This window comes from Agarivorans sp. DSG3-1 (genome assembly GCF_046774965.1).
Lineage (GTDB): Bacteria > Pseudomonadota > Gammaproteobacteria > Enterobacterales > Celerinatantimonadaceae > Agarivorans.
Window position 1 is genome coordinate 926044 of the sequence record NZ_CP177241.1, and the last position, 14229, is coordinate 940272.

The following is a 14229-nucleotide window of genomic DNA, read 5'->3' on the forward strand; positions in this document are numbered from 1 at the left end:
AAACGAACTAATTCGCAGTAATGTGAGATACCACGATGAAAAATATGCTGAAGAAATTTTGGTTAATAGTGAGCAAACCAAGCGTCCATTTAAGCTTTGGTTTTTTGACTATTGGCGGCTTTGTTGCCGGTATTATTTTCTGGGGCGGTTTTAACACCGCTTTAGAGGCAACCAATACCGAAGAATTTTGCATTGGCTGTCATGAAATGGCCGACAATGTTTATGTAGAACTTCAAGACACCGTACACTGGAAAAACAACTCTGGGGTACGCGCCACCTGTCCAGATTGTCACGTACCACATAATTGGACTGACAAAATTGCCCGTAAAATGCAGGCTTCAAAAGAAGTGTACGGCAAGATTTTTGGCACCATTAGTACCCGTGAAAAATTCTTAGAAAAACGCGGCGAGCTGGCTCAACATGAGTGGGACAGGTTCACAGCTAATAACTCTTTAGAATGTAAGAATTGTCACGACTACAACAGCATGGACTTCGATTCAATGTCGGAACGTGCCCAAGTACAAATGAAAATGGCTGCCGAGCGCGACCAAAGCTGTATTGATTGCCATAAAGGCATTGCCCACCACCTGCCTGACAATATGAACTCTGGTGAGGGCACCTTAGCTAAACTAGAAGAAATGGCCACCTCAGGGTACAAAAAGGGCGAAAGCTACTTTAGCGTGCGCCAATTGCCCTTGTTCACTAATTCTGAGTTAAACGAAGAAGCCGGCCAGTTAAACGCTGCCACTGAAGTGAAGATTCTAGAAGTTAAAGGTGATGCAATTAAAGTTGAGATTGATGCTTGGCGTAAAACTAAAGGTTTTGGCCGGGTATTGTTTGAAGACTTTGCCATGAACATTAACGATGGTTACCTGACCAAAGAAGTCGCGCAAGCCGAAGGCAGCATGACAAAGGGGGAAACCAAAGAAGACGATTTAACCGGTTTACCTTGGCAAAAAGTGTCAGTGGAATTGTGGATGCGTAACGGCTCCTTAACCGATTCTCGCGATACCTTATGGACCTTCGCCAAAACCACTTACGATAGCGCCTGTAGTGTTTGTCATACTCAACCCGCCGAAAACCACTTCGACACCAATACCTGGCCAGGTATGTTCAACGGCATGTTGTCGTTTGTGAATTTAGACGGCGATACTCAAGCGCTGGTATTAAAATACCTTCAAAAACATTCTTCAGATTTTTCTGACGCTGGCCACTAATTAAGGAGATTAACATGGCAATTACTCGTCGCGGTTTTCTCAAAGGCATCTTAGCCACCAGCGCTAGTACTTTGATCGGCCCAAGTTTATTGGCAGTAGCTAACGATGCAGCCGCCGCTGAAACAGCTGGTACTTGGAAAGTATCAGGCTCTCACTGGGGCGCATTTAGAGCTCGAGTGTATGGCGGTAAAGTGCAAGAGATTAAAGCATTTGAAGCTGATAAATACCCTACCGATATGCTTAACGGCATTAAGGGAATCATCTATAGCCCATCACGTATTCGTTACCCAATGGTGCGCTACGACTGGTACCTAAAACGTAATAAAAGTGACACCTCTCAGCGTGGTGACAATCGCTTTATTCGAGTCACCTGGGATGAAGCATTAGATCTGTTTTATCAAGAACTCGAGCGTGTGCAAAAAGATTACGGGCCGTGGGCACTGCATGCTGGCCAAACCGGCTGGCGCCAAACGGGACAAGTACACTCCTGTGGTAACCACATGCAGCGCGCGGTATCCATGCACGGCTTCTCGGTAAACAAAGTGGGTGACTACTCGACCGGTGCAGGGCAAACCATTATGCCTTACGTACTAGGAACCACCGAAGTTTACGCACAGGGTACCTCATGGCCACTGATCCTCGATAACAGTAAAACCATCATATTGTGGGCCACCGATTTGGTGAAAAACCTACAAGTAGGTTGGGCATGCGAAACCCACGAGTCTTTCGAATACCTTGAACAGTTGAAAGACAAAGTCGCCAGCAAACAAATTAGAGTAATTAGTGTTGACCCAGTGCGCACTAAAACTCAAAAGTATTTAGACTGTGAGCAACAATATGTGAACCCGCAGGCCGACGTGCCGTTCATGCTGGCGATTGCGCATACCTTGTACAACGAAGAGCTTTACGACAAAAAATTCCTCAGTACCTATGCCTTAGGGTTTGAAGAGTTTATTCCTTATGTCACCGGTGAGAGCAAAGACAAGGTAGAGAAAACACCAGAATGGGCCGAAGCTATTTGTGGCGTACCTGCCGAAGACATTCGCGAGTTTGCTCGCTTGCTGGCTAGCGACCGCACTCAGCTAATTTTTGGCTGGTGTATTCAACGCCAACAACACGGCGAACAACCTTATTGGATGGGCGCGGTAATAGCGGCAATGTTAGGCCAAATTGGCTTACCGGGTGGCGGCGTGTCTTACGCTCACCATTACAGCTCAATTGGTGTACCCTCTACTGGTGCAGCCAGCCCAGGTGCCTTCCCGCGTAATCCAGACAAGCCTAATGAACGGGTTCATATGAACCAAGATTTCAAAGGTTATAGCAGCACCATTCCGGTAGCACGCTGGATTGATGCGATTCTGGAGCCGGGCAAAGTGATTAATGCTAACGGCGCTAAAATAACCTTACCCGATATAAAAATGATGGTGTTCTCAGGATGTAACCCTTGGCATCACCACCAAGATCGCAACCGTATGAAGAAGGCTTTCCATAAGCTAGAAACCGTGGTGTCGATAGACTTTACTTGGACAGCCAGCTGTCGCTTCTCAGACATCGTATTGCCTGCATGTACCCAATGGGAACGTAACGATATTGATTTATACGGCTCGTACAGTAACCGCGGCATTATTGCCATGCATAAGCTGGTAGACCCGCTGTACCAATCTAAAACTGACTTTGAAATTTTCACCTTACTGACTCAACGTTTTGGCAAAAGCAAAGAATATACCCAAGGTAAGAGTGAAATGGACTGGGTTAAACAACTCTATGATGAGTGTGCCGCAGCCAACAAAGGCAAGTTTGATATGCCAGATTTCATGACCTTCTGGAAAGAAGGCTGGGTAGACTTTGGCAAAGGACCTAACTGGACACGCCAAGCAGCATTCCGCGAAGACCCAGAGATTAATGCCTTAGGTACACCATCAGGCTTTATTGAAATATTCAGCCGTAAGATTGATCGTTACGGTTATGACGACTGCCAAGGCCACCCAATGTGGTTTGAAAAAGCCGAACGCTCTCATGGCGGCCCTGGCTCAGAAGAGTTTCCTATTTGGCTGCAGTCTTGTCACCCCGACAAACGCTTGCACTCACAAATGTGTGACTCTGAGGAATTCCGTGCAACTTATGCTGTTCAAGGCAGAGAGCCACTGTACATCAATCCAGAAGATGCCAAGAAACGTGGCATTAACGATGGCGACTTAGTGCGTGTATTTAACAAACGCGGTCAGCTATTAGCTGGAGCGGTGGTATCAGAGGATTACGCCAAAGGTGTAGCCCGCTTGCAAGAAGGTGCGTGGTACGGCCCAGTAGATGAGAGCATTGGTGCACTCGATACCTATGGCGATCCAAATACCTTAACCATGGACATCGGTAGCTCACAATTAGCTCAAGCCACCAGCGCCAATACCTGCTTAGTGCAATACGAGAAGTTTGAAGGTAAAGCGCCTGCTGTAAGCTCTTTTGGTGGCCCTAAGGAGATGGCGTAAATGATAGAAACGCCAAATATTAGCGAAGAAAACGAAACCCGTGCCAGCATCTACTGGTGGTTTGCTACGGTGTTCACTAAAGAGCTAGATAAGCAACAATTAGCTGCCTACACCACTGGTGAAGGCGCGCAGTTATTGAAACAATTAGCCGACACCGCTGAGCTAAGCCCTGCGGTGAAGTTGGTTAACAACAGTCTTGCTAAATGTATGGCGCTGCAACACCCAGAGCTGGAATTAGCGGCAGATTTTTGCCAGCAGTTTCTGAGTGACAGCAAAGTTGGTGCACCACCTTACGCGTCTATTTATTTATCTAGCAGTAAGTTGATGTATCAAGAGCCGCACGAGCAAATGCTCGCATTGCTGGTTGCACAAGGTCTGCGAGTAGATCCTGAATTTAACGAACCCGCAGATCATCTTGCCATTCAGTTAGATTATCTAGGTAATCTCATCATGCGCGAAGATGATAACCCGCAACAACAAGCCGAGTTTATTCAACAACACTTGTTATCGTGGCTACCACAATGGTTAGAGGTGCTAAGTAAAGTCAGTAAGGGTGGATTTTACCAAGGCTTTGCAGAGCTACTGGTTGCTTATCTTCGCTTAGAGCTGCAACATCTTTAACATTTAAGCTAATCGCCATTATGCTCTGCGTAATGGCGATTAGAGCCCACGATAGTGCATCAATCTCTCTAATACTCCGCTGAATTTAACATTTTTTCGCTGTAGCTTAATTCAATCACTTAGCCACAAAATAAACATTTAGTTAACATTATTTAAACATAACACTGGCGTTTTTCACCTGCTGTTTTATAGTTATATTAAGTCGGTTGTCGCTTCTAGATGCCCGGGCGGTAATACCTCATCTGTTAGGCGTTACGCCCCTCCTATCTGTTAGCGGTGCCGGCTGGCCTATTTCTGGGCCACCTAGATTCAACATTTCCCCAACATTTCAGCATGACCTAACACCAAATTTGTGAAAAAATACCTCTCTTGTTTGCCCTAGTTAAAGATCTAATCACATGGATGATAAAAAACGCCCGCTCTACATTCCTTATGCTGGTCCTGCTTTACTTGAAACTCCACTGTTAAATAAAGGCAGCGCCTTTAATCAAGAAGAGCGTATTTTCTTTAACTTAGAAGGGCTACTGCCAGAAAACATCGAAAGTATTGATGAGCAAACAGAGCGCGCTTATTTACAATATCAAAGCTTCACTAACGATTTAGATCGCCATATTTACCTTAGGAACATTCAAGACACTAACGAGACCTTGTTTTATCGCTTAGTTGAAGATCATATTAGCGAAATGATGCCGATTATTTATACCCCTACTGTGGGTGCAGCCTGTGAGCAATTCTCTAATATTTACCGCCGCTCACGGGGCTTATTTATTTCTTATCCAAACCGTCACCGTATCGATGAACTGCTAAACAACGCCACCCGTCATAATGTGAAGATCATTGTTGTTACCGATGGTGAACGTATTCTTGGTTTGGGCGACCAAGGCATTGGTGGTATGGGCATTCCCATTGGTAAGCTCTCTTTATATACAGCCTGTGGCGGTATTAGCCCAGCTTATACGCTACCAATAGTGCTAGATGTAGGCACCGACAACCAACAGTTGCTTAACGACCCAATGTACATGGGCTGGCGTCATGAGCGAATTAGTGGCACCGAATACGATGAGTTTGTAGAGCTATTTATGCAAGCGGTAAAAGTGCGCTGGCCTGATGCGCTTATTCAGTTTGAAGACTTTGCTCAGAAGAATGCTATGCCCTTGCTACAACGCTATAAAGATCAATTTTGTTGCTTTAACGATGATATCCAAGGCACGGCGGCAGTTACCGTGGGTTCACTATTAGCGGCTTGTAAAGCTGCTGGCTCTAGCCTTGCTGAACAACGTGTCACCTTTGTAGGTTCGGGATCAGCGGGCTGTGGTATTGCCGAAGCCATTATTAGAGCAATGGTCGAGGAAGGCATTAGCGAAGCTCAAGCTCGTAGCCAAATTTTCATGGTAGATCGCTGGGGCTTATTACAAAACAACATGCCCAATTTGCTAGATTTTCAGCAAGCCTTGGCACAACCAGCCCAACTTCAGCAGCAATGGGGCTTAAACTCAGACAGCTTGTCATTACTCGACGTCGTTGAAAATGGCAAACCCACGGTGCTTATTGGTGTGTCGGGTGCACCAGGAGTGTTTACCCAACAAGTTATTGAAAGCATGCATCAGCATTGTTCTAAACCTATAGTTATGCCGCTTTCTAACCCCACCAGCCGCGTGGAAGCGCTGCCTGAAGATATACTCCGCTGGACCAATGACCAAGCCTTAGTCGCCACTGGCAGTCCATTCCCACCGGTAAAACTGGGCGAGCAAACCTTTCCTATTGCCCAATGTAACAACAGTTATATCTTTCCAGGTATTGGCTTAGGTGTACTGGCTTGCCAAGCCACCCGCGTGAGCGATGAAATGCTGATAGCCAGTAGCCGAGCGTTGGCCGAATGCTCGCCACTAGCGAACGACGGCGAAGGAGCGTTATTGCCGCCATTAGAAGAAATTCAGCTTGTCAGTAAACACATTGCCTACGCTGTAGCTACCACTGCGATGCAACAACAACTAGCGGTAAAAACCAGCGATGAAGTGCTGATGCAAGCCATTGAAGCGAGCTTTTGGAAGCCTGAGTATCGTCACTACAAACGTACTTCTTTTTAACTACACTTATTAAGTTACTCATTGTAATAATTCGAATTTAGATGTTTAGCTGACCTAATAATTAGGCCAGCTTTTCATCGTTTCTCAATAGCTGTGCTAGCTGCTGCCTTTTGGCGATCCTAGGAGGGATAATGTTCTTTAACCAACTTACCATTCGTAAGAAACTCACCATCACCATCGTATTAGCCGTGCTTGCGTCTACCAGTATTATTGGCCTGGTTAGCCAGCGCCAAGCGCAAACCATTATCGAAAACAGAATGGTAAACAACGAGCTACCAGCCTTACTTAAACAAATCCGTAATAGAATCGACAAAGAAGTGACCGTGCTGCTGCAATCAGCCGAGCAACTAGCAAACAATGTTTTTGTTGAAGAGCGCACCCTAAAATCAACCAAGCCAAACTCAGAGACTCAGTTGATTGAAATGCTGGGGCGTTTAAAAGAACAATATGGCCTGGCTGATGCCTCGGTCTCTAACCGAAAAACCGCCAATTACTGGAATCAAAAAGGATTTTTACGCCAATTGAACCCTGATCGAGACAGCTGGTTTTTTGCCTTTCGTGACTCAGGCAAAGAAACCATGGTCAGCGTTTATTCCTCCACCACAGAAGAAACCAAATTGTTTTTAAACTACCAACAGGTGAATGGCCACACCATGTCTGGTGTATCTAAACCTATGGATGAAATGATCGCCTTTCTCGACAGTTTTAAAATCGAAGAAAGTGGCTTTGTTTTCCTTAGTGACGGCGAGGGTATGATTCGTTTACATCGTAATAAAGAGCTCGTAGGAAAGGTGTCACTCGCCCAAGAGTTTGGCGACGCCACCAGTTCGCTGTTTAATAAACAAGGCTTTAGTTTGGTTGAAGTGAACCACCAAGGTAAACAGCTATTTCTAGGCTCAAGTTATATTGAATCCATGGACTGGTACTTGATTGCACAGGTACCTAAAGACGAGGTATTTGAAGAGCTGTATCAATCTCGTTATTACATGATAGTGACCACTCTCATTGTTATTGGCATTTTCTTGCTGGTCGCAGTGTGGCTAGCAGGTACCATTACTCGCCCCATCGCTAAACTCGCCGACGTTTTTCAAGATTTAGGTGAAGGTGAAGGCGATTTACGCCAGCGTTTAGATGCCGACAACAAAGATGAAATGGCAAAACTGGCGATGGGCTTTAATAGCTTTATTGAGAAAATTCACCGTTCGGTAAGCTCTGTAGCTGAAACTGGCGACCACCTCGGTGAAGCTTCTCGCTCTGTGGCAAGCCAATCTCAGCGGACTTTAGAGAACACCCAGCACCAGCAAGATCGAGTAACCCAGGTGGCTACCGCCATCAATCAAATGGGCTCTACGGTAAATGAAATTGCCAACAACGCCTCGCAAGCGGCGGATGCAGCGCAAGATGCAGAGAAAGAATCAGATAAAGGCCAACAGGTAGTACTTAAAGCGCGTGACAACATCATGCACTTGGCCGAAGAGATGCAACAAGTAGCCACCGTTGTCGCGTCACTCGCCGAAAGTAGCCAATCTATTGGCAGTATCTTAGACGTTATTCGAGGTATTTCTGACCAAACTAACTTGTTAGCACTAAACGCCGCTATTGAAGCAGCCAGAGCTGGAGAGCAAGGGCGAGGATTTGCGGTTGTTGCCGATGAAGTGCGTAGCTTAGCAGGGCGAACTGCCGAGTCTACAGACGAGATTCAGCAGATGATTAACAACCTGCAAGAACAAGCGGCCCGAGCAGTAAACGCCATTGAACAGAGCAGTGGAATGAGTACCCAAGGCGCTGAAGAAGCCGGTCACGCTTATTCCGCCTTGCAAGAAATTTCTAATCGAGTCACCTTGATTTCGGATATGAATATTCAAGTGGCCACCGCCACCGAGGAGCAGTCATCGGTCGTTAGTGAGCTAAATGGTAACGTAGAAGAAATTAACCTTAGCACTCAGGAAGCTACCGACACTGCAGCTGAGTTGTCGGAAGCCAGTAAGTCACTCAAGCAACTGGCTGATAAGCTGGCTGAGTTAGTCGGCAGCTTCAAACTGTAAGGCTAGCCACTAGATACAAAAAAGAGGCCTATTTGGCCTCTTTTTTTATCACTCTACAAAGGTTTACCCAATGGTTTATTTTATGGCTCTACATACCAAAGCCATAAAACTCAGGGAATACCAATATCGACGCTAACACCATTATTTGTAAGATAATAAAGGGAACCACTCCCTTATAGATGTCGGTGGTTTGAACCTCGGGCGGCGCCACCCCTTTTAGGTAAAATAAGCTAAACCCAAAGGGCGGCGTAAGGAACGAGGTTTGTAAGTTCATCGCAATCAAAATAGCAAACCACGTTAAATCGATACCAAGTAACCCAGCCACTGGGTACAACATTGGTACCACAATAAATGAGATTTCTACGAAGTCGATAAAAAAGCCTAGAATCAAAATCACAATCATGGTTAAGATTAAGAAGCCCCATTTCTCACCCGGAAGGCTGGTCATCACTTCTTCAATCACTTCTTCGCCGCCGGTATAAGAAAACACCATCGAGAAGGCCGTTGCACCAATAAAGATAGCAAATACCATTGAGGTGACTTTTACTGTCTCAATTGATGCTTCGTAAACAATTTTCCAAGAAAACTGACGGTAAATAATCGATAGAATAATCGCGCCAATGCCACCAATTGCTGATGACTCCGTTGGCGTAGCTATACCGTAGAAAATAGACCCTAATACTGCAATCATTAGCGCTAATGGCGGAGCGATAGCTTTAAAGGCATTCCAACATGGTTGCACACCATGACCAGCAGCTTCGTCTTTAGGTAAGGCAGGGGCTGATTCTGGTTTAAAGTAAGAAACCCCTAGTACATAAAGTATGAACGCGCCCACCAGCACTGCGCCTGGCAATAGCGCAGCTTTAAACAAATCGCCAACCGGCACCCCCATTACATCACCCAAAATAATCAAGATGATAGAAGGAGGAATAATTTGTCCAAGCGTGCCCGAAGCACAAATGACCCCAGAGGCTAAACGCTTGTCATATTTATATTTAAGCATCACTGGCAACGAGATTACGCCCATGGCGACAACCGACGCACCCACCACCCCAGTAGAGGCAGCCAGCAAGGCGCCCACTAAAATGGTAGATACCGCCAAACCACCACGAACCCGGCCAAACAGTTGGCCCATCGCTTCTAGTAGTTGCTCAGCCAAACGGGTTTTCTGCAATACAATGCCCATGAAGATGAACAACGGTACCGCCATTAACACCGAGTTTTGCATAATGCTCATTATGCGGTAAGGCATAAAAGCAAACAGGTCTATGCCTTCTGCAAATACACCAAAAACCAGCGCGACACCACCAAAGATAAAGGCTACCGGAAAACCAGTAAGCAGCATTAGCAAGGCCACGAAAAACATGACTATCCCAATCATGACAACTTCCTTTTTGTTATTACGAGCTAGGCGGTATTTCGCAGCTGAATAAGATTTTTAAGCAACATGCCAAAGCCACTTACAGCTAAACATATCGCGGAGATGGGAATCATTGATTTGATGATCCAACGATAGGGCAAGCCACCTGGGTCACCACTGGTTTCACCCAAATTGTAAGATTCCAAGGCAAAGTCGTAGCCATACCAAGCAATTAATCCACAAAAGGGAAACAGAAAAAATACTACACCCAAGCTGTCTATCCAGGCGCGTTTGCGACTCGACAACTTGTCATAAATAATGTCTACACGAACATGCCCCTCGGCCTGCAAAGTAGAAGCAATACCTAATAAAAACATTGCTGCAAATAAATGCCACTCTAGCTCTTGCATACCAATTGAGCTGGAGCGAAAAAAGTAACGCATGATCACGTCATAAAAGATGTTTACCAACATTAACAGCATCAGTACCGCTGTTAGACCTGCTATGGCCTTGGAGAATCCATCTACTGCTCGTTGCAAACGCAACATCCCTAGCCTCCCAAGCAATCCACTTGCTTATTCTGGTTTAGCTGATGGAGCCGCAATACTCTGCGGCTCCAACTATGCTCTACAAACCTTCGGTACTGTTTAAGTAACCTTGTTCTGAAATCGCGGTATAAGCGCGAACTTGTTGCATGTACTGTTGTTGAGACTCAATGATTTTAGCGGCCATTGGGTCAGCTGCTGCTTTCTCTTTTAACAAATCATCGTTAGCCGTTTTAAGCGCTTTGATGACTTCTGGTGGGAAAGTTTTCACCTGAATATCAGGGAACTCTTGCAACATGGTTTGCCAGTTTTTAGCGCTTTCTGCATAAGAGTGTATGTACATGTCGTAGGCAGCTTTACGCATCGCTACAGCCAAAATAGCTTGTAAGTCTGCTGGCATTTTTTCTAACTTTTTCTTGTTAGCAATAAACATCAGCTCGGTGGCTGGCTCGTGCCACCCCATGTAGTAGTAAGGGGCAATTTTATGAAAGCCCATGCGCAAATCTAACGAAGGGCCTACCCATTCCAACGCATCAATGGTGTTGCGCTCAAGTGCGGTGTAGAGCTCACCCGGCGGAATATTCACTGGCGTAGCACCTAGCTTAGCCAATACTTCGCCGGCGAAACCCGGGATACGCATTTTCAGGTTTTCTAAATCACCCACCGAGTTGATTTCTTTACGGAACCAACCACCCATTTGCACCCCTGTGTTACCACCAGGGAACGGCACTAAGTTGTGGTCAGCATAAACTTGGTTCATCAAATCTTGACCACCACCATATTGCAACCAAGCGTGTTGCTCTGGTGCATTCATACCAAACGGCATGGTAGTGAAGTAAAGGGTATTAGGCACTTTACCTTTGTAGTAGTAAGACGCTGTATGGCCTAGGTCATACTGTCCGCTTTTTACTAGATCAAAAACACCGAATGGTGCTTTATGTTTGTTTGAAGAGTCAACACGGATCTTTAAACGACCATTCGACATTTCGTCGGCCATTTTCACCATGTTTTTCACCGCATCACCAAAAACGGGGAAGTTAGGGCCCCAAGTTTCAGCCAGTTTTAGTTTGTACACTTTATCGGCTGAAACAGCTGCCGAACTAAACGCGATAATAGCAGAAGCCAGCAGAGTTTTACTGCAGAGGGACTTAAGCATGTTGTTCTCCCTTTCGTTGTTATTTTCCATTGTTGGTTAAATGTTCTAGATGTAAACCAACTGCTTAATGGTCACCTTTAATGTTAGCGACTTGTTACAATAAAACCTATCCGCTAAAGCACGGTTTTTTTCTACGTAAGATCACGTACACGCTAGACTTTGGTAGGAGTGAGAGCTAGATCACTATTTTTAGGAAATAGCATAGATTAACATATAGTTAACATTCTCTTTGTTAGGCCGTCACGAGATGTGGTCCCTCAAGTTTAAAATTATCTTGCTATCAATTGTTCCTCTAGTTTGTGTTACTGCGCTAATTGCCACTCTGGTTTTTAAACAATCTTCGATTCTTACCGACCAACAGCTGGCGCTGATCAAAGAAAACATTATGCGTAGTAAAACCCTAGAGCTGCAAAACCATATCGACCAAGCTTTTGCCAGCATTCGAGATATATACGAACCTGCAGCCGCCGATGACGAGCACGCTAAACATCAAGTACGGGAACTACTAAATCGCCTGCGTTTTGCCGAAGACGGCTACTTTTTTGCCTACACCTTAAAAGGGGTGAATTTAGTTCATCCAATCCAACCCGAGTTAGTCGGTCAGAATCTCTGGGATTTTGAAGACTCTGAGGGCACTCATCTAATCCAAGACTTAATTGCCCAAGCCAAGGCTGGCGGCGGCTTTAGTAATTACTTATGGGAAAAACCCAGCACTGGAAAACGCGTTCAAAAGCTTGGTTACGTTGTGATGCTAGACAAATGGCAATGGATGTTTGGTACTGGCGTATATTTAGATGATGTGGATGTAGAGCTCGCCAAGCTGGAAATGCAAACTCAAGAGAACATTAATAGAACCTTTATCTGGTTATTTATAATTACCACCATTTCGGGGATTTTAATCGCTTTTTTAGGGGCATCTTTAAACATTTCGGAGCATAAGCTAGCAGACAAAAAGCTAAAGGAACTTACCCAGCGGATTATTGATTCGCAAGAACAAGAACGCCAGCGTGTATCACGCGAGCTTCACGATGGCATTAACCAACTACTGGTCTCTATTAAGTATCGCCTAGAAAGCGCCACCGAATGTAACAATACACCAGCTTCGGTAGCCGCCAGCCTTAATCAAGGCCTAGGTACCATTAATGAAGCCATTGGCGAAATTCGTCGTATCTCTAAAGATTTACGCCCCAGCGTGTTAGATGACCTGGGTTTAGCGGCCGCATTAGGCGGTTTTTGCCAAGAGTTTGAACACCGTACAGGAATAGATGTGTTTTTAGAGTGCGACATTGATAACCTAAATATACCGTCTACGGTTGAAACCACCTTTTATCGCATCACCCAAGAAGCACTGCAGAACGTGGAAAAGCATGCACAAGCCGACACCGTGGACATAGTGTTAAACCAACATGCAAAAACCTTAGTGATGAAGATCAGAGACAATGGTATTGGTTTTGAGATGGGTAAAAGAGTACGCCGCCATTCAATTAAAGAGCTCACTCGACGACCAGAACTGGCCAGCAGCGGCCTTGGCTTACGCAATATTTTTGAACGCATTGCCCATATCGACGGCCACGTAGACGTAGACAGTCAATTAGGAGAAGGGACTCTGATAACGATTAAAGTACCACTGCTAGAAGTTGAAACAGCTGTTAAGGCTATTCAAGAGCAAACTGCATGACCAGTATTCTATTGGTAGACGATCACCCCTTAGTTCAAGATGGACTAAAAATGCGACTAGAAGCCAACCCCGGCTTTAATGTTGTAGGCACTGCGGCAGATGGGGAGCAAGCCTTAAGTATGGCGCAGCAACTTTGCCCAGACATTGTGCTTACCGATATAAACATGCCTAAGTTAAATGGTATTCAGCTGCTAGAAGCGTTGGCAGAACAATGCCCAAACAGCAAAGTGGTGATGCTTAGCATGCACGACAATAAAGAGTATGTGCAAAACGCAATGCGTAATGGAGCCAAAGGATATTTACTGAAAGATATTGCCTCTAGCGAGCTGATCAGCGCGTTGGAAGCGATAGCCAATGGTGGCCGCTACATCAGTGCCGGTGTATCCAACATGCTGTTTGATAATGAGAGCAGCTCCAGCACAGTAAGTTTAACCAAACGTGAGCAGCAAGTACTGCGCCTGCTAGCCACTGGTTGCGGTAACAAAAAAATCGCTGATAGTTTATCGATTAGTATTAGAACCGTGGAAACTCACACTTTAAAAATCCGTCGTAAATTGGACTTAGACAGCAGCGTTGCAATGATTAAATACGCCATTGAACACTATGGCAGCGAAAAATAAGCAAACGCTAAGGATAGCCTTTGAATCAATCTGTAAAAATTAAGCCTCAGTGCTGCAAACAAACATCACAACAAGTCCGCTTTGTAAGTGGTGTTTGCCAAGCTAAAGACCATAATGCCCAGCAGTTTAACTTTAGCACGACCTTAGAACAGGCATTAAACGCGATTGAGAACGTGCGGCAACCAAAAAGCTAAGTCTAGCGCAGCATATTATCCAGCTGATCAACTAACTCAGCCCAATCGGCGTCTTGCTCAACTGCTTCAGCCAAAAAGCTCGCCTGGGTGGGAGTCCAAAAACTGGCTTTATGTAATACCACTCCGGCAGCAATTGGCCCCTTGTCGGTAACAAATTGAGCAATCCCATTAATTGAAGGATCTAAGCCTAGTTGTTCAAACAAATCACTCAGTGTGTGCATTC

Annotated in this window: 12 protein-coding genes; 8 read left to right on the forward strand and 4 right to left on the reverse strand. The window is 45.4% G+C overall.

Going from position 1 to position 14229, the window contains the following annotated elements; translation table 11 throughout:
* Positions 1-35 precede the first annotated feature (35 nt).
* The 5 genes from torC (at position 36) to ACLD71_RS04365 (ending at position 8453) form a co-directional block, all read left to right on the forward strand.
* Positions 36-1217, forward strand: coding sequence for a pentaheme c-type cytochrome TorC (torC, locus tag ACLD71_RS04345; RefSeq protein WP_137674160.1), 1182 nt, complete (start codon positions 36-38; stop codon positions 1215-1217).
* Between the two features lie 14 nt (positions 1218-1231).
* Positions 1232-3700: a trimethylamine-N-oxide reductase TorA gene (gene torA / locus ACLD71_RS04350; RefSeq protein WP_411993201.1), complete on the forward strand. Its 2469-nt coding sequence runs from the start codon at positions 1232-1234 to the stop codon at positions 3698-3700.
* A complete protein-coding gene (gene torD, locus ACLD71_RS04355; protein ID WP_137674162.1) occupies positions 3701-4321 on the forward strand; it encodes a molecular chaperone TorD in 621 nt (206 codons plus the stop codon).
* Between the two features lie 398 nt (positions 4322-4719).
* On the forward strand, positions 4720-6408 hold the full coding sequence (locus tag ACLD71_RS04360) for an NAD-dependent malic enzyme (protein ID WP_137674163.1): 1689 nt from the start codon (positions 4720-4722) through the stop codon (positions 6406-6408).
* A 131-nt stretch (positions 6409-6539) separates the two neighbouring features.
* Entirely contained in the window at positions 6540-8453 is a 1914-nt protein-coding gene (locus tag ACLD71_RS04365; protein WP_303511322.1) for a methyl-accepting chemotaxis protein, read from the forward strand.
* An 88-nt stretch (positions 8454-8541) separates the two neighbouring features.
* On the opposite strand, the gene ACLD71_RS04370 is transcribed toward ACLD71_RS04365, so the two are convergent.
* The 3 genes from ACLD71_RS04370 to ACLD71_RS04380 form a co-directional block, all read right to left on the reverse strand.
* Complete coding sequence (locus tag ACLD71_RS04370; RefSeq protein ID WP_411993203.1) at positions 8542-9834, reverse strand: TRAP transporter large permease; 1293 nt, start codon at positions 9832-9834, stop codon at positions 8542-8544.
* A gap of 26 nt (positions 9835-9860) precedes the next feature.
* Positions 9861-10361, reverse strand: a complete 501-nt coding sequence (locus ACLD71_RS04375) for a TRAP transporter small permease subunit (RefSeq protein ID WP_303511320.1) — start codon at positions 10359-10361, stop codon at positions 9861-9863.
* 79 nt (positions 10362-10440) lie between these two features.
* Positions 10441-11514, reverse strand: a complete 1074-nt coding sequence (locus ACLD71_RS04380) for a TRAP transporter substrate-binding protein (protein WP_137674167.1) — start codon at positions 11512-11514, stop codon at positions 10441-10443.
* A 247-nt stretch (positions 11515-11761) separates the two neighbouring features.
* Between ACLD71_RS04380 and ACLD71_RS04385 the strand changes: the two genes are divergently transcribed.
* From ACLD71_RS04385 to ACLD71_RS04395, 3 genes are read left to right on the forward strand one after another with little or no spacing between them, the layout of a single operon-like run.
* On the forward strand, positions 11762-13192 hold the full coding sequence (locus tag ACLD71_RS04385; protein WP_303511317.1) for a cache domain-containing protein: 1431 nt from the start codon (positions 11762-11764) through the stop codon (positions 13190-13192).
* The gene (locus ACLD71_RS04390; RefSeq protein ID WP_303554202.1) at positions 13189-13812 is read left to right on the forward strand and encodes a response regulator; all 624 of its coding nucleotides are present in this window, start codon (positions 13189-13191) and stop codon (positions 13810-13812) included. Before ACLD71_RS04385 ends, ACLD71_RS04390 begins: the two co-directional genes overlap by 4 nt.
* A gap of 20 nt (positions 13813-13832) precedes the next feature.
* On the forward strand, positions 13833-14006 hold the full coding sequence (locus ACLD71_RS04395; protein ID WP_411993206.1) for a hypothetical protein: 174 nt from the start codon (positions 13833-13835) through the stop codon (positions 14004-14006).
* Between the two features lie 2 nt (positions 14007-14008).
* On the opposite strand, the gene ACLD71_RS04400 is transcribed toward ACLD71_RS04395, so the two are convergent.
* The gene (locus ACLD71_RS04400; RefSeq protein ID WP_235836237.1) at positions 14009-14227 is read right to left on the reverse strand and encodes a DUF2789 family protein; all 219 of its coding nucleotides are present in this window, start codon (positions 14225-14227) and stop codon (positions 14009-14011) included.
* Positions 14228-14229 lie beyond the last annotated feature (2 nt).